The following is a 22,473-nucleotide window of genomic DNA, read 5'->3' on the forward strand; positions in this document are numbered from 1 at the left end:
TTGCAGGACGGCTTTGGCTGGACCAATGGCGTGGTGCGCAGACTCATCGGTTTGTATGGCGAACCCTAGCAGCTGACGGTCTGAGTCATCAGGCTTTCAGTTAATCGCATCGTACAGCTCGGCGTGAATTTTCTGCCATTTCTTGTTCTCAGGGCTTGGCTGGGCGCGAACACGCAGCTCGGCCTGCTCAAGATCATATTGCTGACGCGCAACGACCGCAGGCACGGAACAAAAACTTTGCAGATAACTTTTATGCAGCGAAGTGAGCGATGCCCCATTCGACATCGCATGGCTGAGCGTAGTCATAAACTGTCGGCATGGTTTGCTTTCATCCATCTGCGAAGGGTAACGCAGCAGCAGTCTCAACACCTCAGTATTGCCCGCCGAAAACGCCTGCTCCGTCCAGGCCAGCTTCCAGTCCATCCCGCCCTGCAGGAACAGTGACGTCACGCGGATGTCATTGCGATCGATAGCCGCCCGCATGTTAAAGGCATCCCAGGTGATGCCCATTCGGGTCACCGCCTCCCGTGCGCTGGGGGCATCGCGTCGCGGTTCCTCCTGCACAATTTCAACGGATTGTCCGGAAGACGCCTGTGGCGCTGGCGAAGTGAATAACCAGAACGCACCCAGCGAAATCGCCAGCACCATCACGCCGACCGCTACCCACAACATACCGGAAATCAGCTGTTCACGTTCTTCCGCAGTGCGCTTGGCCCGCTTTTCCGGCGGATCAATACTGTCTGCGATTTCATGCTTATCGCCTCCCGCTTGCTCGTCTTTTTGCTTTGCTGTTTCCCAAAACTGGCGGACCATGGCCTCATCAGATTCCAAATACGACGCAGGATTAATGCGCGTACGCCGTTCTTCAAATGCCCGTTGCACAGGATGAGTTATCTGTCGGTACTGGTAGTCCAGCAACATCAGTTGTACCGACGTCAGCGGCTGCTGCGCGATAACGCAGTTACGAGCCAGGCGGCAATCATCCAAAAACATGCGTAGCGTGATGCGCGGCTCAACAAATGACATGAGCACTGAGGTATCGTTAAAAATCTGCGTAAAGTGGCGAACGAATAATTTCTTATCGACGACCATCAGCGCCAACTCGCTAAACATCATACCGTCCAGCGCATCTCGTCCTTCGCCCAACTTTAGCCAGCGACGCAGACGTTCACCACCAAAGTGCTGTTTCAGAAAGCTGTTGAGAGGATGTTGATCCGGCCATACCCGTGCAATCAGAGATTTGAGGGTTAATTCTATTGCGCGAAGTTGACGCTGCGCCCGCATCTGAGCATCCGGCTCCACAGGTGCAATTTCGGTTTGATACTTCAGGATGGGCTGTTGCTGGCGTAATTGTTCCAGAGAAGCCACAAAGCGCAGCGCTGAAATCAGCTGGTTTTCACTGACGTCCTGGCCATTTTCATATTGGGGTACACTCTGTTGAAGATGACGTAGCCGCAGAGTGAACTGGCTCAATTGCGCATCATTCATCTGCAACCGTCTGGCGACAGCCCCCCAGCCGCCCAGATTCAGTCGTGCCTGATCCAGTTGTTCGAGAAACCACCGTGGGTCTTTGCCTTCTGCGGCATGTACGCCTAGCAGCAGTAATATTTCTACCGACGCCTGGCGGATAATCCCCAGACAATGTTCAAAGGGTGTACATGTCGCTTGTAACGCGCTATTGGTCATCATCTTCCCTAAAAGGACCCAAAACGTGCGGCCTCACAATGGTATGTAATTATCTTTTTTAAACGCAACGTTGTGCCGATGTAGACTAGAACACATTCATATAGCAAATAAATAAGTTTTACAGTGACTTCCGCACAATCATTGAAAATTATTCTGGAGATAAGCCTGTGCCTGTACTGCAAACATCACGTCTGCTCTGCCGCCCACTGACAGAAAATGACTGGACGTTCTTCTTAACGCTACAGCAGAACCCAGATGTGATGCGCTTTGTCGCTGACGCACGTACTGAAGAGGAAATACGGACAGCCTTCGACTCCCGCCTGCCTGAATGGTATCCCGGCAGCCCACACTGGCTATGTCTGCTCCTGTGCGATAAGACATCGGGAGCACCGCTTGGCGTGACAGGATACATTCAGGAGAGCAATGAGTGTGCCGAGGTTGGCTTTCTGCTCGCCCCACAGGCGCAGGGTAAAGGGTATGGCGCTGAATCTCTGCATGCCGTGTGTGAATACGCATTTGCCAGCGGCGGTCTGCGGCGACTGACCGCCTGTGTCACCGCAGGAAACGAAGCCTCACGGCGTCTGTTGGAAAAGGTCGGGTTCATTCATGAAGGCACGCTACGCGCAAGCTACTGGCTACATCATACCTGGCACGATGACTGGATTTTTGGTCTGTTAAAACAGGAATATCAGCCGCCCACGGCATAGGTCGTTATGCGGTAAATACTGGCTGTCAGGCAACTAGCGTAACGGCGTGTTTTTTTTAGAATAGGTCTCTTTGCACAGAGACTATTATGCCGCTGCGTTCGACGCATTTCACGCCCGCTTGTATTGCATTTATTAAGCAATGGCAGGGCCTGTCGCTGGAAAAGTATCAGGACAAAAAAGGCATCTGGGTCATTGGCTACGGGCACGAAATCACCGCCAATGAATCCTTTGATACCCCAATTACGGTGATGCAGGCAGAAACATTGCTACTCGCAGATATGAGTATCTGCGAGGCATTCATCCATAAGGAAATGACGCAAATAAAAGACAGGTTTCAGCTGGAAGTATTAATTACGTGGATATTCAGCGTGGGAATTACCCAATTTTGCGCTAAAAATATCTGGCCAGTGTCTATTTCACAGCCAGAAACATTCTGACTGTGAAATATGTTCCTAGTAAATGGTGTTGTTTAACATCATTGCCGCCTGCGTACGGTTTTTTACCTCCAGGCGCTGGTACAACGATTCAAGATGGGCTTTTACCGTTCCGGTACTGATATTTAACAGTCGACCAATTTGTTTATTAGATTCTCCGGCGGCCAGCATGGTCAAAATCTCCCGCTGACGTGCGCTGAGCAATCTGATATTTTGCCCACCGCTTTCGGTAGCGGTTATGCAGTCTCTGGGGATAAACATCATACCCATCGCGACGCTATTGAGGGCCAGCGTAAAGGTTTCCGCGTCAGAATCGCGCGGAACAATGGCCAGCACGTTCAGTTTAGTGACCTCTTGCAACCATTTTTTACGGCAGTCCGTTGCGGTCACCAGCACCTTCACCATCGCAAAGCGCTCTGCTATCTGTTGCAGCAAGCTACAGCAGAACTCAGCATCAAGGTCGCCATCCAATATAACTAATGCCTCGGGTTTATCTTCCAGCGTCAGCCAAAGTTCATCTGCCTGACTGACACCCTGAACATCTACTCCTGGAATACGTTGCTGCAAACTTACATTCATTCCATGAATAAATATTGACTGCCTGTCAAACATTACTACCTGCATTATTTATCTCCATCCGAATAGGATATTAGCCTTAACATGCGGAAGGGTATTACCCATAGGGTAAAATAAGAAGTCACCATTTGGCGGGGGGCCATTTTACCGATAGACGGAGAAGAAAGAAGCAGAAGTTATGAATAGTTACAGCTCAACCCGAAGGATCATACAAAGGAGCAAAAACAGGTTCGAAAATTAGGGAAAGTCTTAATATTCGACGCTCATGATAAGACAATGAATATTAATTAATATGATTTTATATTTTTAGCTAAAAATAAGATATCTACGACAATGGATAAATCTGTTACAAAATACAATCTAGCATTAAGTGCTTATTCAACGCATACCGTGACCTGTTGAATAAGCATCTTATGGGTTTACAGGAACATTCCGCCGGATACCTCGATACGCTGTGCCGTCATCCAGGCCAGTTCATCGCTGAGCAGCGCAGCAATTGCATCGCCGATATCATCCGGCAAACCAACGCGTCCCAGCGCCGTTTGCGATGCAATGTACGCATTCAATTGCGCATTATCCCGCACATTTCCGCCGCTAAAATCCGTTTCTATTGCGCCTGGCGCAATAATATTCGCCGTTATGCCGCGCTCTCCCAGCTCTTTTGCCTGATAACGGGTTAACACTTCCATCGCACCTTTCATGGCTGCGTATGCGCTGTAACCCGGTAGCGCAAAGCGGGCAAGCCCGGTCGAGACATTGAGGATGCGACCACCTTTATTCATCAGCGGTAGCAGGCTCTGCGTCAGGAAAAAGGGGCCCTTAAAATGGATGTTCAAAAGTTGGTCAAATTGCGCTTCAGTAAATGCCGGATACGGTGCGTTAATGCCGATTCCGGCATTGTTCAATAAATAATCAAACACGTTACTTTGCCACTGCGTTTGTAACGTTCCCTGCACCTGTTGAACAAACTGAGGGAATGTAGAAATATCACCGACATTCAACGGTAATGCCACCGCTTTACCGCCAGATTGGCGTATTTCATCCACAACCTGCTGCGCTTCTTTTTCATTGCTGTTCCACGTCAGGATAATACCGATTCCTTTACTCGCTAGCTTCAGCGCCGCGTTTTTACCGAGTCCACGGCCGCCGCCAGTCACCAATGCGATACGTTGCGTCATAAGAAACCTCATTTCAGGTGTTGTGAAGATTGAGACAAAGCTTATTAGGTGATAGAAGAACAATAAATACTGCTAACTGCGCATTACTGTTTCATTTAGAACAACAATAGGGCATGAGAATGGATAAAATTCACGCAATGCAGTTGTTCATCCGCGTCGCAGAACTGGAGAGCTTTTCGCGTGCCGCAGACACCCTCGGACTTCCTAAAGGTAGCGTATCGCGCCAGATCCAGGCTCTGGAAAATCATCTGGGCACGCAGTTGTTGCACCGCACAACACGCCGCGTTCAGCTCACGCAAGACGGCATGATCTATTACGAACGCGCGAAAGATCTGTTGAGTAATCTGGATGAGCTGGATGGGCTGTTCCATCACGATCCGTCCAGCATCAGCGGCAAGCTGCGCGTTGATATGCCGGTCGGTGTAGCAAGAAACCTGGTGATGCCCCGCTTACCGAGCTTTTTGCATCAGTATCCAGGCCTGGAACTCGAACTCAGCAGCAGCGACCGTCTGGTGGATTTGATCCGCGAAGGTTTCGACTGTGTGGTACGCGTGGGTACGCTGAAAGATTCAGGGCTGATTGCGCGCCCGCTGGGGAAACTCACGCAAATTAACTGCGCCAGCCCGCAATACCTCGCCCGCTTTGGTTATCCGGAAAATCTGGAGGATCTTGCCTCGCATGCAGTGGTGCATTACTCGGTCAATTTGGGAACGCGTGCGCAAGGTTTCGAAGTGGCGACAGAAAATGGCACGCAATGGGTTAAAACTGGCGGTATGCTAACTGTGAACAGTACCGAAACCTATCACGCAGCATGCCTTGCCGGTCTGGGCATTATTCAGGTACCGCGCGTTGGCGTGCGTGATGCCCTGCGCGCCGGTACGCTGGTCGAAGTGTTGCCGCAATATCGCGCCGAGCCAATGCCAGTCTCTTTGCTTTATCCGCATCGGCGCAACCTCTCCCGCCGGGTACATCTGTTTATGGAATGGCTGACTGGCGTGATGAAAGACTATGTGGATTAGTCCATTTTTCAGGATGCGCCCCTGAGCAGGCTATAATGTCATGAGTGAACAAAATAAGGACAACCGATCGGATGACGCAGGAACAAGACGCAAAACACCCTACGCCAGAACATAAATCAGCCTCCGCCTCGCCGGAGAAAAACGCTAAAGCGAACCAGGCGCTGAAAACCGCGCTGACCTTCGCCGATAAAATTCAACGCCAGCCCATCATCGCCCATCTTATTCGTGCCGCAGAGCGGTTTAACGATCGTATGGGAAATCAGTTTGGTGCCGCCATTACCTACTTCTCGTTTCTGTCGATGATCCCAATCCTGATGGTGTCGTTTGCCGCCGCGGGTTTTATTCTCGCTTCGCACCCTACGCTGTTGCAGGATATCTTCAGCAAGATTCTGCTGAACGTCAGCGATCCGACGCTCGCCTCTACGCTGAAAAACACCATCAATACCGCCGTTCAGCAGCGTACGACCGTAGGTTTGGTTGGGCTGGGTATCGCACTCTATTCCGGCATTAACTGGATGGGGAACCTGCGCGAAGCGATTCGTGCCCAGTCGCGGGATGTTTGGGAACGTACGCCGCAGGATCAGGAAAAAATTTGGGTCAAATATCTGCGTGATTTTGTTTCCTTGATTGGCTTACTGGTTGCACTGATTGTTACTCTGTCCATTACCTCTATCGCCGGTTCCGCCCAGCAGATGATTATCTCTGCGCTGTATCTCGACGGTATCGAATGGCTGAAGCCCGCCTGGCGACTGATCGGCCTGACCATCTCTATTTTCGCCAACTACCTGCTGTTCTTCTGGATTTTTTGGCGGCTACCGCGTCACCGACCGCGTAAGAAAGCGCTCATACGCGGTACCTTTATCGCGGCGCTGGGGTTTGAAGTCATCAAAATGATCATGACGTATACGCTGCCATCACTGGTGCAGTCGCCGTCGGGCGCGGCATTTGGTTCCGTGCTTGGACTGATGGCGTTCTTCTACTTCTTCGCTCGTCTGACCCTGTTTTGCGCAGCCTGGATTGCCACGGCGGAATACAAAGACGACCCGCGTATGCCGGGGAAAACACACCGCTAATCTTTGTTAACTGGCCGGATGGCGCTGCGCTTATCTGGCCTACGGGAGAGTTTTGTAGGCCGGATAAGCGTAGCGCCATCCGGCAATTATAATGCCGCCTGCTCTCACTGATTTAGTGAATAAATCCAACCCGTAACTTTTATTTAACCAAAAACCAGTTTTATCATCCAAGTTTTAAATTGTGTGAAGCATTTCATGGAAGTGAAATCTCAAGCCTAAAAATTATCCCCTTTTTGCTCCATTTTTGACCGATCTCAAAGTTTGTTACAGATTGAAATGTCTCTTTTGCTGTGCGTAATATGACCTTTCGTTCGGCCAAAAATAAGAAAATATTATGCAAGCAACAGCCACAACACTCGACAACGAACAGGAACACACCCCGGTCAACTCGCGCAATAAAGTTGTCGTCGCCTCGCTCATTGGCACCGCCATTGAGTTCTTCGACTTCTATATTTACGCCACCGCCGCGGTGATCGTGTTCCCGCATATCTTCTTCCCGCAGGGGGATCCGACCGCGGCTACGCTACAGTCCCTCGCCACTTTTGCTATCGCCTTTGTGGCCCGACCAATCGGTTCCGCGGTGTTCGGACATTTCGGCGATCGCGTCGGCCGTAAAGTCACACTGGTTGCTTCACTGCTTACCATGGGGATCTCGACAGTCGTCATTGGCCTGCTGCCGGGCTATGAAACTATCGGCATTTTCGCCCCACTGCTGCTGGCGCTGGCGCGTTTTGGCCAGGGTTTAGGTCTGGGCGGTGAATGGGGCGGCGCAGCGTTGCTGGCGACGGAAAACGCGCCACCACGCAAACGCGCGCTGTACGGATCATTTCCGCAGCTGGGCGCGCCTATCGGTTTCTTCTTCGCCAACGGTACCTTTCTGCTGCTCTCCTGGCTGCTGACCGACGAACAGTTCATGAGCTGGGGCTGGCGCGTACCGTTCATCTTCTCCGCAGTGCTGGTGATTATCGGTCTGTACGTCCGCGTTTCGCTGCATGAATCCCCGGTTTTCGCCAAAGTAGCCGCGGCGAAAAAACAGGTGAAAATCCCGCTAGGTACTCTACTGACAAAACATGTTCGCGTGACGATCCTCGGCACGTTCATCATGCTGGCGACCTATACGCTGTTCTATATCATGACCGTCTATTCGATGACGTTCAGTACCGCCGCAGCGCCTGTAGGGCTTGGCCTGCCGCGTAATGAAGTGTTGTGGATGCTGATGATGGCGGTCATTGGTTTTGGCGTCATGGTGCCGGTGGCGGGCCTGCTGGCCGATGCGTTTGGTCGCCGCAAGAGCATGCTTATCATCACCACGCTGATCATTCTGTTTGCGCTGTTTGCCTTTAAACCGCTGCTCGGCTCTGGCAATCCGGTGCTGGTGTTCGCCTTCCTGTTGCTGGGCTTAAGCCTGATGGGTCTGACATTTGGCCCAATGGGCGCACTGCTTCCGGAGCTGTTCCCGACCGAAGTGCGCTACACGGGGGCGTCGTTCTCGTACAACGTTTCGTCGATTCTCGGCGCATCGGTTGCCCCATACATCGCTGCATGGTTGCAGGCGAATTATGGTCTGGCGGCTGTTGGTACGTATCTGGCATCGATGGCGGCGTTAACGCTGATTGCACTGCTGTTGACCCACGAAACCCGCCATCAGTCGTTGTAATTCTTTTGCCGGATGCGGCGTAACCACCTTATCCGGCCTGGGTTGAACATGAAATCCAGGCCGGATAAACATCCGGCCAGACATCACTTCTTCATCTGCGACAGGATCGTCCGGCACTGATTCGCGTCACCCTCTGACGGCGAAATCAGCGCCAACAAGGCTGCCGCGGGAGTAACTAACGTGGCTAATGCGGCAGCAACCGCACCGCGCGCAATCAGCGGTCCGGCCTTCACGCCAGCCTGCGGATTCTTAAATGTGCCGCGAACATACAGCGGCGAACGCAGAGTAATAATACGAATCCCTTTGCTCTCCGGATCGATGGTTAAATCCAGTTGCTCCGACGCAAAGCTTGCCGTACCAGTGACATTGATGACTGCGTTTTCCGTGTCGAAAGCAAAAATCTGCGGACGCGCCACGCCGTTAACAATATCCAGATTCGCCGCCGCGCAGTTCACCCGCACTTCGTCATCACCAAATATCTGCCCGACAAGATAGTTCCCCAGATTCAAGCCCACAATTTCCATCAGATTCCGGCTGATCAAGCCGTCATTCATCAGCAGTTTCAGGTTGCCATTGCTGTTACCCAGCAGCGCCGCTACCGAGTTTCCACTTCCGCTAAACCGGGCGTCCCCGTTCATTTCACCGAGCGTTTTCTGCATTAGTTCCACATCGGGCATCAGCGCTTTTAGCTTCAGCCGCCGCGCCTGAATATCCGCCTGCCCCCGCATCGGCTTTTTATCCCCTTCCAGATGGATGCTGGAGACAATGCTGCCTCCCGCAAGACCAAATTTCAGCGGTTGCAGGCGCAGGTCAGCATTTTTCAGGATGATATGAGTGGAGAGATCGCTGATCGGCAGGCTACTGCCATGCTCAATACGCCGTCCTTTGAAACGCACGTCAGCGTCCATCACGTTCCATTTATCGGTTTCAAAACGGTCATACGGCAAGACCTTGTCCGCTGGCTGAACGCTCTTCTCACCTTTGCGCTGTTCAGATTGTTTTGCCCGTTCCGCCCCTTTGCCTGAATCCACCCCGATCAGCGGCCCCAAATCGGCCAGCCTCAGCTGGCGTGATTCCACATCGCCCTTCAGCATGGGTCGCGGCTTACCGGTGGTGTAGGCCAGCGTTCCGTGAATATCGCTGTCGCCAATGCGGCCATTGAAATCGCGATAATCAAAAACAGAGGATTTTTCCGGGTCAATTTTCGCCACCAGACGTCCGTCGGTTTCAAACGGCGGCGTATCCGGGAGCAGTACGCCGGTCAAATCGTACAAATCCCCTAGCGAATCTCCCGAGAATTTAAGCCGCAGATCCGCCCCGCCCATATTCATCGGATCGTTTATCGTGCCGATAAACGCTACGCGCGTATTGCCCGAACGGAAATCAGCCTGAATCGGGAAAGGCGTATCTTCGCCACGCAGCGCCAGCATTCCGCCTATTTTTCCGCTACCGCTTAGCGGTTCGCCGTTATATCGCCCTTGCGCTTTCAGCCCAAACACGTAGTCCTCGACGCGGGCGTTGCTCTCTTTACCTTTTGCGCCGGTCACTTCGCTAAAGGGTAACGGTTTCCCCAGCGGATCGACCAGGATCTCAATCTCCGACTTCGTCACCTTATCGTTAATGGCGATACGTCCCTGGTCGAACAGAATGTTATCCAGCCGGAAAGACCATGCTGATGGCGGCGCATCAGGATCGCGGTTTTCGTCCCCAGCTAAGTTAAAGGTCCAGTTATTGTTTTTCTCCGACAGGCGGATCAGCCGCGCATCGGGTTTGACCAGCTTGACCCACGGGAGCCAGACGGTTTTTGTCAGCAGTGCCAGCGGGGCGAGCGTAGCTTCAACACGCGGAAGATGCACCATGGTGACGTCGGGAATGTCCGGCGGGTTGCCGAGGATGATATCTTCAGCATGAACATGTGGCCACGGAACCCAGCTACGCCAGCCTGTTTCCTGCTTCTGGCGTTCCCAAACCACACCCAGGTCACCCCGTATAGCAAAGGGCCGGTTGAGTTCTGTAGAGACTTTCTGGTTGATGGTCGGTTTGAGCCGGTTCCAGTCAAATGTCGCAATCACAATGATGAGTACGACGATCAACAACAAGAAAACCCCTATTACTGAAGTGGTTATTTTACCTGTTCTCGTCATGTCTAACCTCCTTACTTCCTTCCTTGCCTGTCCTAAAGATAGTCCAGCAGGATGAAAAGGAGGTGCACTACGCCCTCATCAAAGCGACAGGATCACCTCTTCAAGCGTATCCAGAGGCACTGGACGAGAGAGAAAATAGCCTTGCGCAGCGAAAGCCGGTGAGTTTTGCACATCGCGCCACTCTTCCAGCGTTTCAACGCCTTCGACAATGACACCGCGGCAATAGCGGTTCATGAGCTGTAATAGTAGTGTGAAGAGATTACGTCCCTCCGGCGTCTTGCGCAGCATGACGAACAGATCCCGCGCCACTTTGATATAGTCATAACTCACTTCACTAAGCGCCGAGAAGTTCGCCATTCCGGTACCAAAGTCATCCAGCCAGAGCGGGCCGAACTCGCACATTGAGGCGAACGACGACCCCTTCGGCAAGCGGATATGTTCCACCAGCTCAAAACGCAGCCACGGCAGGCCTTCAATGATTTTCAGGATTTCGGGATCCTGACGCATCGCAATGAGTGTTGGTCCATCGACATTCACTGAAGCCAGCAGGTTGTTGGCTCTGAAAAAGCCCCCTTTCAGCTCAAGCTGCAGAAGTTGCTCTTTCACTACATCAACACGATGCCGTACAGCCACTTCAGCAAAATAGCGGTCTGGTGCAATACGTTGGGAAGGGTTATCAGGATGGCTCACGACGGTCAGCAGTTCAACGGCCATCAGCCTTCCGTTGGTCTGGTAAATTGGCTGGTAGGTGTAAGCACGCTCGCACTGCAGCCAATAGCGTCTTTCCAGCAAGCTTTCAATACTCGCATCGGGCGTAATGAGCTGCTGGGTAACCTGCTTTATCATCTGAGATGTCCTGTAAATAAGAGTGTGACTGACCGGACTCGTCAAAGGTTATCGGCGCTCAGACGAAGAACTTTACGTTCAGCTGTGCGCAAAAATAAAAACTAAGCGGCAAAAACAACGCAGAACACGTGCTGGCTCAAAAAAATAATGGAACGATGTTTTAATATAGTTGACCACTTAACACCCACAGCGCACACTAACGCTAATTTTTTTCAGAGCAGGTTACGACTATGTCCAGAAAGATTGCCGTGATTGGCGAATGCATGATTGAGCTGTCACAGAAAGGCGCTGACGTTCAGCGCGGATTCGGTGGCGACACGTTGAATACATCCGTTTATATCGCCCGTCAGGTCGATGCGGCGGCACTTTCCGTACACTATGTGACTGCACTGGGTACCGACAGTTTTAGCCAACAAATGCTGGAGTCCTGGCAGGGTGAAAACGTAGATACCTCATTAACCCAACGCATGGAAAACCGCCTGCCGGGTCTCTACTACATTGAGACCGACAGCACTGGCGAGCGCACCTTCTATTACTGGCGTAATGAAGCCGCCGCAAAATTCTGGCTGGAGAGCGAGCAGTCTGCCGCGATTTGCGAAGAACTGGCGACATTTGACTACTTGTATCTGAGCGGAATCAGTCTGGCGATTTTAAGCCCGGCAAGCCGTGACAAGCTGCTGTCATTGCTGCGTGAATGCCGTGCCAACGGCGGAAAGGTCATTTTTGACAATAACTACCGCCCACGTCTTTGGAGCAGCAAAGAAGAAACCCAGCAGGTGTATCAGCAGATGTTGGAATGCACCAATATCGCATTCCTGACGCTGGACGATGAAGACGCACTGTGGGGTGAAAAACCCGTTGCCGAGGTGATTGCCCGTACTCACGCAGCTGGCGTTCAGGAAGTGGTAGTGAAGCGCGGCGCAGACTCTTGCCTGGTTTCCATTGCAGGCGAAGAACTGATCGACGTTCCGGCCGTTAAATTGCCGAAAGAGAAAGTGATCGATACCACTGCGGCCGGAGACTCCTTCAGCGCCGGGTATCTGGCGGTCCGTCTGACCGGTGGCGATGCCGCCGAAGCCGCAAAACGCGGCCACCTGACGGCAAGCACCGTCATTCAGCATCGTGGGGCGATTATCCCCCGCGACGCCATGCCGCAATAATTTATTGTTCCTGTAGGCCGGATAAGGCGTTAACGCCGCATCCGGCACTGGGTAAGCCGGGAGCGCTTCACTTTCCCGGCTTACAGGTTACGATACCCTTTACTGTACAGGCGGGATATCCGTCACTTCAGGGTGTGATTCATCCGTTTCAACAGACGTTGCCGCTGCGGTAACGGGCGCCATAATGCTATCCCACGTCGCCTGCAGATCCTTCATATTGAATTCAGGTTCACCCTTCGGCTGCAGCAGAATTAACGCCATATCTTGCGACAGCTGCTGACGCAGGTCCTGATTCAGCATCTCAACGCTCAGGCTGTTGAGGAAGCTCTGGCGTAAACGCTGGTACTGTTCAGGCGCAATATCCACCACCTGATTTTGCAGCGAGCGCAAACGCTGGCTGATCAAAATATCGGTATCGGTACGACCATAGGTGGCAAACAGCTTCTGCAGTTCAAGATTCTTTTGCGCTACCAACGCATTGAACTCTTCTTCCGGCAGTCCCTTATCACGCACTTTCGCCAGCTCACGCGCAACCGTACCCAGATTGGCGTTCAGCTTATCGTTCGGCGACTCAACGTTAATCGCGCACTGCGCGCGCAGGAACAGCACCCGGCAGTCAAATCCGAGGCCAATGTCTTTGGCATTGTTTTTGGTTAGCTCTTGCTGAATGTGCCAGAACAGCGCCTCACGGGCTAAATCAGCGCGCCAGTAACGTAACAGCGCGGCAGATTCACGGATCGGCTGCCACGGCGTATCCCACATAATAGACAGGCGATCCTGGCGTACCGCATCGGTCATAATACTCACGGCTTCTGCTCGCAGCGGAGAGAGCGTGGGAACCGGTGCAGGCGTTTCGCGTTTTCCTTTTAACTCGCCAAAGGTTTTATTGATTTGCTCAGCTACGCTGCGTGCATCAACGTTACCGACGATGATCAGCGTCATCGCGTCCGGGGTATACCATTTCTGGTAGAAAGACTGAATTTTCGACGCGTCTACCGGCGTTTTCAGCGGATCGGCGGGATCGTGCCCCAACAGGGTCGATCCCTTCAGACGGTAACGCCACCACCCTTCTTTGGTATCTGACGGCCAGGTTGCAACCATGTCTTCGCTATTCAGCGCATGATTGACCGTTTCAGAGGTGATGCTCAGTTTACCGGAGATATTTGCCAGATAAGAAAGTGACTCTTTCAGTAGGTCGTTACGGCTGTTAGGCAGACTGAGGTTATACAGCGTTGAATCATAGGAAACGATAACCGGCGGCATGGGACGTTTGGGATCGAACCCCTGCTGCCACAGTGAACGGGCTTGCGTGGCATCGAGGCCACCGCTTTGCGTCAGCGCGATACGCGGGATCGCATGGCTGAAACCACTCTGTTGCGCACTTTCGGTGAGTGAACCGGTATTGACCAGCAGGCGAACCTCAATACGGTCGCTCGGACGCTGGGGAGTGGCTAACACTTGCCACTGTAAACCATTTGCCAGCGTGCCCTGTTGCCACGCTGGATCAGGCTGGAGCGCATCTGCCTGCACATAGCCGGCAGTGGCCATCATCAGCAAGCCGCCCGCTAAAAGTCGAATTTTTGTGCCCTGCATGTGAACCCCTGATCAACTATCCTGGAAATAAAAAGACAGCCCTCGAAAGGACTCTCTGAATATGACGTTAAAAACACTTCGTGTTAGACCGCGAGAACATAAAAATGTCACGGAAGAAGTGAAAAAATCCCGAGCCGCCGAATCGACGGTTTCAGGCACAGGGGGTAATTATGCGCAAACGCCCGCAGTCCTGGAAGGGACTACGGGCATAAGTGACGAGATTAAGAGGATAAATCGTGCGTTTTGCCATCCGGCGCACGATTATTCAGCGTGTCATCCAGCTTTTTGGTATCCAATTCTTTCACCCATTTAGCCACAACGACAGTTGCAACACCGTTACCAATCAGGTTGGTCAGCGCACGGGCTTCAGACATGAAGCGGTCAATACCAAGAATCAGTGCCAGGCCTGCAACCGGTAAATGCCCCACCGCAGAGATAGTCGCGGCCAGAACAATGAAGCCACTCCCGGTCACACCCGCTGCACCTTTTGAGGAGAGCAGGAGCACCACCAACAGGGTTATCTGATGGAAGATATCCATGTGGCTGTTGGTCGCCTGAGCGATAAACACCGCCGCCATCGTCAGATAGATTGATGTCCCATCAAGGTTAAACGAGTAGCCCGTGGGTATAACCAATCCGACAACCGACTTCCGGCAGCCCAGTTTTTCCATCTTATCGAGCATACGCGGCAGCGCAGACTCGGAAGAAGAAGTACCCAGAACGATCAGCAGCTCTTCACGGATATAGCGGATGAATTTAAAGATACTGAAGCCGGTTGCGCGCGCAATTGAACCCAGCACCAGCACCACAAACAGAATACAGGTAATGTAGAAGCAGATGATTAGCTGACCCAGTTGCACCAGCGTTCCGACGCCATATTTACCGATGGTAAAGGCCATAGCACCGAAAGCACCGATAGGAGCCAGGCGCATGATCATATTGATGATGCCGAAAATAACCTGCGAGAAACTTTCAATCACGTTGAAAATCATCTGGCCCTTGCTGCCCAGACGATGCAGCGCAAAACCAAACATTACTGCAAACAGCAATACCTGCAGGATGTTACCGCTGGCAAACGCGCCAATGACGCTCGCCGGGATAATATCCATCAGGAAACCTACGATCCCCTGGTCTTTTGCCTGTTCGGCGTAAATCGCAACCGCTTTGGCATCCAGCGTCGCCGGATCGACGTTCATCCCGGCACCGGGTTGCACCACGTTAACAATGATAAGACCGATGATCAGCGCAATCGTACTGACCACTTCAAAATAAAGCAGTGCAACCGCACCGGTGCGGCCTACGGCTTTCATACTTTCCATGCCTGCAATGCCGGTAACGACAGTACAGAAGATGACAGGTGCGATGACCATCTTGATGAGCTTAACGAAGGCATCACCAAGCGGTTTCATTTGGGCGCCTAATTCAGGGTAGTAATGGCCAAGGAGAATACCAATGGCAATCGCTGTCAGGACCTGAAAGTAAAGGCTTTTGAATATAGAGGTTTTCATAGGGTGTCCTTAAAGTAAAAACCACAGGTCTTGTAAGGTTTTGTTTAACCTGCGGCCTTAAAGTAACACCCACACAACTTGACAGAAATGTACCTGGATCATAATTGATACAAAAATGTTAAAAATTTTGAGCTGGCTCGCACAAGCGAGACCTTTTTTAACTTTTGTAATCAGCGCTTTCCGGCGCCAGATAACGTTCTTCGAAGATATTTGCCGGAACCGGTCTGGCAAACAGGAACCCTTGTGCCACTTCCACCCCGGCTTGTGATAGCCATTCACGCTGCGCTTCGGTTTCGACACCTTCGGCGATCATCTGCAAATTAAGGCTGTGGGCCAACTGAATGATGGCGGAGATCATGCTGCAATCCTCAGGTACTCCGTCGACAAACATCTTATCGATTTTGAGGACATCCACCGGTAGCGACTTCATGTGCTGCAGCTGTCGCAGGCCCGCATACCCCATGCCAAAGTCATCCAGTGCGATACGTACTCCCGCATTACGCAATGGGCGCAAAATGACCACCGCGGCGTGGGGATCATCGATATGTCGGCTTTCAGTCACTTCCAGGATCAACGTACCAGGCTTGATACGATAGCGGTTTAACAACTCCAGCAGGTCCGAGACCATACTCGGGTGCATCAGCTGTAGTGCGGACAAATTCACCGACAGCGGCAGCATCAGACCCCGTTCCTGCCACGCTGACAGCTGGCGACACGTCTCTTCCAACACCCAGTAACCAACCGTCACCATCAGGCCGCAGGACTCAATCCTGTCGATTAACCCTTCGGGCAGCTCCCAGCTTCCATCCGGCTGCTGCATCCGCAATAATGCTTCTGCGCTCAATACCTTACCGCTGGACATTTCCACCTGCGGCTGCATCCAAAGCGCGAACTGCTGGTTATCCAGCGCGCTGAGAATATCGTTCTCTTCCGTCAAACGCTGCTGCGCCTCTTCCATCTGTAACGGATCAAAGAACTGAATTTGATTTTTACCCTTATGGCGCGAGGTTAACACGGCCGACAGGGCGCGGCGGTAAAGCTGTTCTGCGGTCAAATCACCATAGAACATCGCTACCCCAATGTTGCAGGTAGGACGCAGTTGAATACCCTGAATAGGTAATCGCTCGTTAACGATAGTGAGTACTTGCTGACCTAGAGTAATAGCGTGCCAGGGTTCTTTTACGCCATGGGCGATGATGGCGAAGTCATAGCCACTCACCTGGGAAAGCACCATCCTGGGGGCTAATACCGATTTGAGTTTTTCGACCAGCGTAAGCAACAGGATTTCCCGCTGAGTTTCAGTTAACACACCCGCGGTATCACGTAAGGTTTCGCAGGTGACAATCATCAGCGCCGTCGTCTGCTGGCGGGTAACAACCTGCTCCAGCAACCCCATTAAAAACGACTTATTGGGCAGTTCAGAAACCGGGAAACGCATTGCAAAGTCGCTTTGCTCTTCGCTATGTCGCTGAATCAACTGCTGATTAAGATTGTAGCTACGCACCAGCATACCAATCTCATCATCCTGATGTAGACGCGGCAATGCCAGTTGATAGCCAATCAGATCCTGCTGTTGGATGTCGTTCAGCTCACGAGCAATTTTACGTAAGGGGTGCACAATCAAGCGGTTAATGCACCAGGAGATGGCGACGGTCAGTATTAACGACAAAAGTAAGTAAATGGTCACTAACGTAGAGAGCGTACTCATCACGAATTTGTACATGCGGTACGAATCCGCCTGCAGCACCAGATACGCCAGCGGTTGCGGGTTAGCTGAACGCTCAAGAGAATAGATCGGCAGCGAAATTTGTACCGGAAGCTCAAACAGGCGAGTCACCGTAACAGGAACGGGGCGTTCAGGGATAAAGCTCATCCGCAACGCCTGAAACTGATTGGGCAGCACCACATCGGCGCGACTGACTACACCCGCTGGCCGAATACTTTTTAAAATGGCTTCCGCTTCGGGAATATCCCCTTTCAGGATAGTGTCCGACAGAGGCTCACGGACGGAGCGAGCGATACTTTCCAGTTGCGTAGCCGTGTTATAGCGGTTTTGCTGGACCAGATGGAACAACAAAACGGTGCAAAAAATAAAAACGAACACCATAACAACGGCCGCAACCATTGCCATCTGCTTAATTGTTAACGAGCGACTGACACGCAAACTGACTCTCCACGGATAGACGAAACTGCCGTCAGAGTATACCCGATCGTAGCGGTATTAAGAGAGGCGGTATCTGAAAACTTCCCAGCGTGCATTATCGCGACAGGATAGGCACCTGGCGACGAGATTTATCTGCATTTAAGCCGAAAAAGGCCGCAAGGTCGCCCCCTGCGGCCTGGTTCGGGCGCATGTTGCCATCACGGCAGGCAGACGCCTACAAAGCGCATTACTTTCTGTTACGCAGCCAGCTCACAATCAGGCTGGCAATGGTGCCAGCGATGATGGGAGCCGCTAAATCGTGCCAGAAGGCCACGCCTAACTGTGCGAGCGTCATATAGCCGCCTGTGTTGCAATGGCAACTGTTCACGGCTATCCTTGAGTTGTTCAGGTTCAAGTCAGCCCCCGTTTTGTTGCCAGGTTTATACCGAACAACGTGCGGGGGTTTTCTCTTTCCAGCAACCGATGCCGCCGGGGATCAAGCCCCCGCAACATTGCGCCTCACCGGGAATTCCCGGCTTGCCGCTGATTCTACGGCAGCCCACTTGCCATATCACTGCGCAATATTGCGCTCTGCGTAGCGCCTCGCAATTCACCCATTTTCTCACCAGCACGCTGGAAAGATTCTTTCCAGTTGGCAACATTTCTGCCGACCATTAGTTCAGACAAAAACATAACACATTGATATCTATCAGTTCATTTTCTGGCACAGCGATTGCTATTTGACTGTGAGCTGTTCTGTTCCGAATTAAAGGAGATATCATGTCTGACTGTCGTACTTACGGATTCAACACCCAGATCGTTCACGCGGGGCAACAACCCGACCCTTCAACTGGCGCGCTTAGTACGCCTATTTTCCAGACCTCAACGTTTGTTTTTGACAGCGCCGAACAAGGTGCCGCCCGCTTTGCGCTCGAAGAGTCCGGGTACATTTACACCCGCTTGGGTAACCCCACCACCGATGCGCTGGAGAAAAAGCTGGCGGTACTGGAAAGAGGTGAAGCCGGGTTGGCAACCGCGTCCGGTATTTCTGCTATCACCACAACGCTGTTGACGCTTTGCCAGCAGGGTGACCATATCGTTTCCGCCAGCGCTATTTACGGCTGCACCCACGCGTTTTTGTCGCACAGCATGCCGAAGTTTGGGATTAACGTCAGCTTTGTCGACGCGGCAAAGCCTGAAGAAATCCGCGCCGCCATGCGACCAGAAACCAAAGTTGTGTATATCGAAACGCCCGCCAACCCAACGCTGTCGCTGGTCGACATTGAAACGGTTGCCGGTATCGCCCATCAACAGGGCGCATTGCTGGTGGTGGATAACACCTTTATGTCGCCGTACTGTCAGCAGCCTTTGCAACTGGGCGCAGACATCGTGGTTCACAGCGTCACCAAATATATCAACGGTCACGGGGATGTGATTGGCGGCATCATTGTTGGTAAGCAGGAGTTTATCGACCAGGCGCGGTTTGTAGGCCTGAAAGATATCACCGGCGGCTGTATGAGTCCTTTCAATGCGTGGTTAACACTGCGCGGCGTTAAAACACTGGGCATTCGTATGGAACGCCACTGTGAAAATGCGCTGAAAATCGCCCGCTTCCTCGAAGGGCATCCATCTATTACTCGGGTGTATTATCCTGGCCTAACTTCGCATCCACAGTATGAGCTGGGCCAGCGGCAAATGAGCCTGCCAGGTGGAATTATCAGCTTCGAAATCGCCGGCGGCCTCGAGGCTGGTAGGCGGATGATCAATTCTGTAGAATTGTGCCTCCTCGCGGTCAGTCTCGGTGATACCGAAACCCTCATTCAGCACCCAGCGTCTATGACACATTCGCCCGTTGCACCTGAGGAACGGCTCAAAGCAGGTATTACCGACGGGCTTATCCGTCTTTCTGTGGGTCTTGAAGATCCAGAAGATATTATTAACGACCTTGAACACGCCATCAGAAAGGCAACATTCTGACCAATATGGCCTGAACCGACGTCGTTCGGTTCAGGTTGTTGAGAATCAAGGCACAACAGTCTGGCAATACACGCGATCCTCTTTCGGGGAGAACGTGTATTTTGGGCAGGGGGTTCTATGCAGGACAACACATTACAATTAAGCAACAATACAGCAACCGCCGTACCATTCTCAAAAAAAATACCGTTTACGAAATACGATTTTGGCTGGGTATTACTGTGTATCGGCATGGCCATTGGTGCCGGAACGGTACTAATGCCGGTACAAATTGGCTTAACAGGCATTTGGGTATTTATCGTTGCCTTTATTATTGCTTATCCGGCAACTTATATTGTGCAGGATATTTATTTAAAAACATTATCAGAAAGCGAAACCTGCAATGACTACACTGATATTATAAGTCATTACCTGGGAAAAAACTGGGGCGTATTTCTTGGCGTCATCTATTTTCTGATGATTATTCACGGCATATTTATTTATTCTTTATCCGTGGTTTTTGACAGCGCCTCATATATTAAAACCTTCGGCTTGACCGAGGCCGATCTTTCACAATCGATAATCTACAAAGTGGCCATTTTTGCCGTGCTGGTCGCCATTGCTTCCGGGGGAGAAAAACTGCTGTTCAAAATCTCCGGCCCGATGGTGGTGGTCAAAGTGGGTATCATCATCGTATTTGGTTTTGCGATGGTTCCGCACTGGAACTTCGCTAATATCAGCGCCTTCCCTGAAGCATCGGTCTTCTTTCGTGATGTACTGCTAACCATCCCGTTCTGCTTCTTCTCAGCGGTGTTTATTCAGGTGTTGAACCCAATGAACATCGCCTACCGCAAACGGGTGGCGGACCGGGTGCTGGCTACGCGTATGGCAATCCGTACGCATCGCATCAGTTACATTACTCTGATTGCTGTCATTCTGTTTTTCTCCTTCTCTTTTACCTTTTCCATTAGCCATGAAGAGGCCGTTTCGGCTTTCGAACAAAATATTTCAGCACTGGCGCTGGCGGCTCAGGTCATTCCTGGGCAGATTATTCATATCACCTCAACGGTATTAAATATCTTCGCCGTATTAACCGCGTTCTTTGGTATTTATCTGGGATTCCACGAAGCGATCAAAGGTATTATTCTCAACGTTCTGAGCCGCGTCATTGACATTGAGAAAATTAATCCGTTGGTGCTTACGCTGGGTATTTGCACCTTTATTGTTATCACCCTGGTCATTTGGGTGTCATTTCGCGTATCGGTACTAGTGTTCTTCCAGTTAGGTAGTCCGCTTTACGGGATTGTGTCGTGTATTATTCCGTTCTTCCTGATCTATAAAGTAACGCAACTGGAAAAACTGCGCGGACTGAAAACCTGGTTGATCCTGCTGTACGGAATTCTGCTGTGCCTGTCGCCCTTATTGAAGCTGATTGAATAACCCACGTATATCGCGCCGTCAGACGCTGGCGGCGCTTAACTCACACTCTCCAGCTGATAGCCGCGAATTTTATTCAGCACCGTGGTGTGCGACACGCCCAGCGCTTTGGCGATATGCCGTGACGACACATTATCTTCCACCATCTGTTCAATGAGCTGGCGTTCAGCACACAGAACCTGCTCTTTAAAAGGACGTTCTGTCGGGCCCCGCTCAACGGCAGGCAAATTCACCATCCCTAATTCTTCCCGCGTAATAACATCGGATTCCGCCATCAGCATCAGGCGAATAATGGTATTTTCCAGTTCGCGCACGTTTCCCGGCCAGGTGTGATGGTGCAGGGCATCAAAACAGGCTTTATCCAGAATGATCCGCCGCTGGAATTCCTTCGCGTATTTCTGCACAAAGTGGCGAATCAGCAGGCTGATATCCTGTGGACGCTCGCGCAAAGGTGGAATGGTCAGTGAAAGCACGTTGATGCGGTAATAGAGATCGGCGCGCAGCAGACGTTGTTCTACCATCTCTTCCAGATTGGCATTGGTTGCCACAATAATACGCACATTGACCGGAATAATATGCGCTCCGCCAACGCGCCGAATCCCGCCATCCTGAAGCACGCGCAGGAGTTTAGCCTGTAAGCTCAGCGACATTTCGCCAAACTCATCGAGAAAAAGGGTGCCTTTATCGGCCATTTCAAACAGCCCTTTTTTGCCTTTACAATCCGCGCCGCTGAAAGCCCCTTTCTCATAGCCAAAGAATTCACTCTCCATTAGCGACTCAGGTAGCGCAGAGCAGTTGACCGGAATAAACGGATAAAAACGTCGCTGCCCGGAATTATGGATAGCCCGGGCCAGCAGCTCTTTACCGGTCCCCGTATCGCCACGGATCAGAACGGTATATTTGCTGTCGGCAATTTTTATCGCCTTTTCGATAAGCGCGTGCATGCTCTGGCTGCTGCAAATAATGTCAGAGAAATAGCGCGGGCGTTCCGGTTCCGGCGTTGACAGCTCACTTATCTCCTCACAGAGGTAAGCGACATGAATAATATCGGCGCGCTGGCTTAAACAGGATTGCACACAGGAAATATCCTGTAGCTGGCGGCACCAGGATTTAATCAGGATCCGCCCAGGCGTGACTTTCATGGAGATGATATTGATATCACAGCAGGAAAACTCCTTCAGGACATCCTCAACCATCGACAGACGATCAATTGTTTTAATATCCCAGCGTATCGTGACCACATTTGCTCCTGGTAGTTAGCAACTGCGAAATAGATATTTTTGTGACTAGAGGGAATCTGACTACATTCTAGACGCTGTGGAATAATGTTCTGCCAAAGGACTCACATTGTGGACGTAA

At 51.7% G+C, this 22,473-nt stretch carries 19 protein-coding genes; 9 read left to right on the forward strand and 10 right to left on the reverse strand.

Annotated features, from left to right (window positions below):
- On the forward strand, positions 1-69 hold a 69-nt coding region (locus tag FDW94_RS24650), incomplete at its 5' end, for a hypothetical protein (RefSeq protein WP_249358687.1).
- A 27-nt stretch (positions 70-96) separates the two neighbouring features.
- On the opposite strand, the gene FDW94_RS22550 is transcribed toward FDW94_RS24650, so the two are convergent.
- Positions 97-1,686 (reverse strand): STY4199 family HEPN domain-containing protein, encoded by a 1,590-nt coding sequence (locus FDW94_RS22550; RefSeq protein WP_008786401.1) that lies wholly within the window; start codon positions 1,684-1,686, stop codon positions 97-99.
- 167 nt (positions 1,687-1,853) lie between these two features.
- Here FDW94_RS22550 and FDW94_RS22555 point away from each other — a divergent pair, with 167 nt between their 5' ends.
- The gene (locus tag FDW94_RS22555; protein ID WP_137378288.1) at positions 1,854-2,393 is read left to right on the forward strand and encodes a GNAT family protein; all 540 of its coding nucleotides are present in this window, start codon (positions 1,854-1,856) and stop codon (positions 2,391-2,393) included.
- Positions 2,394-2,479: 86 nt separating this feature from the next.
- Positions 2,480-2,830 (forward strand): hypothetical protein, encoded by a 351-nt coding sequence (locus FDW94_RS22560; protein WP_020996066.1) that lies wholly within the window; start codon positions 2,480-2,482, stop codon positions 2,828-2,830.
- A gap of 15 nt (positions 2,831-2,845) precedes the next feature.
- Here FDW94_RS22560 and FDW94_RS22565 read toward each other — a convergent pair whose 3' ends face one another.
- On the reverse strand, positions 2,846-3,451 hold the full coding sequence (locus tag FDW94_RS22565) for a response regulator transcription factor (RefSeq protein ID WP_003827446.1): 606 nt from the start codon (positions 3,449-3,451) through the stop codon (positions 2,846-2,848).
- 371 nt (positions 3,452-3,822) lie between these two features.
- Entirely contained in the window at positions 3,823-4,581 is a 759-nt protein-coding gene (locus tag FDW94_RS22570; protein ID WP_071446710.1) for an SDR family oxidoreductase, read from the reverse strand.
- 119 nt (positions 4,582-4,700) lie between these two features.
- Here FDW94_RS22570 and FDW94_RS22575 point away from each other — a divergent pair, with 119 nt between their 5' ends.
- The 3 genes from FDW94_RS22575 (at position 4,701) to FDW94_RS22585 (ending at position 8,330) form a co-directional block, all read left to right on the forward strand.
- Complete coding sequence (locus FDW94_RS22575) at positions 4,701-5,600, forward strand: LysR family transcriptional regulator (protein WP_008786405.1); 900 nt, start codon at positions 4,701-4,703, stop codon at positions 5,598-5,600.
- Between the two features lie 71 nt (positions 5,601-5,671).
- The gene (gene yhjD, locus FDW94_RS22580) at positions 5,672-6,673 is read left to right on the forward strand and encodes an inner membrane protein YhjD (RefSeq protein WP_020996065.1); all 1,002 of its coding nucleotides are present in this window, start codon (positions 5,672-5,674) and stop codon (positions 6,671-6,673) included.
- Between the two features lie 334 nt (positions 6,674-7,007).
- The gene (locus tag FDW94_RS22585; protein ID WP_003023312.1) at positions 7,008-8,330 is read left to right on the forward strand and encodes an MFS transporter; all 1,323 of its coding nucleotides are present in this window, start codon (positions 7,008-7,010) and stop codon (positions 8,328-8,330) included.
- Positions 8,331-8,413: 83 nt separating this feature from the next.
- On the opposite strand, the gene FDW94_RS22590 is transcribed toward FDW94_RS22585, so the two are convergent.
- Positions 8,414-10,474, reverse strand: coding sequence for an AsmA family protein (locus tag FDW94_RS22590; RefSeq protein ID WP_032945315.1), 2,061 nt, complete (start codon positions 10,472-10,474; stop codon positions 8,414-8,416).
- Positions 10,475-10,552: 78 nt separating this feature from the next.
- The gene (gene pdeH / locus FDW94_RS22595) at positions 10,553-11,320 is read right to left on the reverse strand and encodes a cyclic-guanylate-specific phosphodiesterase (protein WP_008786408.1); all 768 of its coding nucleotides are present in this window, start codon (positions 11,318-11,320) and stop codon (positions 10,553-10,555) included.
- A gap of 230 nt (positions 11,321-11,550) precedes the next feature.
- Here pdeH and FDW94_RS22600 point away from each other — a divergent pair, with 230 nt between their 5' ends.
- Positions 11,551-12,480 (forward strand): sugar kinase, encoded by a 930-nt coding sequence (locus FDW94_RS22600; protein WP_008786409.1) that lies wholly within the window; start codon positions 11,551-11,553, stop codon positions 12,478-12,480.
- Between the two features lie 99 nt (positions 12,481-12,579).
- Here the strand turns inward: FDW94_RS22600 and FDW94_RS22605 are convergent, their stop codons facing one another.
- The 4 genes from FDW94_RS22605 to FDW94_RS22620 form a co-directional block, all read right to left on the reverse strand.
- Positions 12,580-14,073 carry a pitrilysin family protein gene (locus tag FDW94_RS22605; RefSeq protein WP_032945317.1) on the reverse strand — a complete coding sequence of 498 codons (1,494 nt, stop codon included), beginning with the start codon at positions 14,071-14,073 and terminating at the stop codon, positions 12,580-12,582.
- Between the two features lie 221 nt (positions 14,074-14,294).
- A complete protein-coding gene (gene dctA / locus FDW94_RS22610) occupies positions 14,295-15,581 on the reverse strand; it encodes a C4-dicarboxylate transporter DctC (RefSeq protein ID WP_008786411.1) in 1,287 nt (428 codons plus the stop codon).
- 157 nt (positions 15,582-15,738) lie between these two features.
- Positions 15,739-17,745: a biofilm formation regulator HmsP gene (gene hmsP / locus FDW94_RS22615; protein ID WP_071845232.1), complete on the reverse strand. Its 2,007-nt coding sequence runs from the start codon at positions 17,743-17,745 to the stop codon at positions 15,739-15,741.
- A 226-nt stretch (positions 17,746-17,971) separates the two neighbouring features.
- Positions 17,972-18,079 (reverse strand): type I toxin-antitoxin system toxin Ldr family protein, encoded by a 108-nt coding sequence (locus FDW94_RS22620; RefSeq protein WP_003827426.1) that lies wholly within the window; start codon positions 18,077-18,079, stop codon positions 17,972-17,974.
- A 425-nt stretch (positions 18,080-18,504) separates the two neighbouring features.
- On the opposite strand from FDW94_RS22620, the gene megL reads away from it, so the two are divergent.
- Together megL and FDW94_RS22635 are read left to right on the forward strand one after the other, a co-directional pair.
- Positions 18,505-19,701 (forward strand): methionine gamma-lyase, encoded by a 1,197-nt coding sequence (megL, locus tag FDW94_RS22630; RefSeq protein WP_008786414.1) that lies wholly within the window; start codon positions 18,505-18,507, stop codon positions 19,699-19,701.
- Between the two features lie 117 nt (positions 19,702-19,818).
- On the forward strand, positions 19,819-21,117 hold the full coding sequence (locus FDW94_RS22635; RefSeq protein WP_008786415.1) for an amino acid permease: 1,299 nt from the start codon (positions 19,819-19,821) through the stop codon (positions 21,115-21,117).
- Between the two features lie 35 nt (positions 21,118-21,152).
- Here the strand turns inward: FDW94_RS22635 and FDW94_RS22640 are convergent, their stop codons facing one another.
- Positions 21,153-22,355 (reverse strand): sigma 54-interacting transcriptional regulator, encoded by a 1,203-nt coding sequence (locus FDW94_RS22640; protein ID WP_057067482.1) that lies wholly within the window; start codon positions 22,353-22,355, stop codon positions 21,153-21,155.
- Positions 22,356-22,473 lie beyond the last annotated feature (118 nt).

It is taken from the genome of Citrobacter sp. wls757 (assembly GCF_005280935.1).
In the GTDB taxonomy this organism is placed as follows: domain Bacteria; phylum Pseudomonadota; class Gammaproteobacteria; order Enterobacterales; family Enterobacteriaceae; genus Citrobacter; species Citrobacter portucalensis.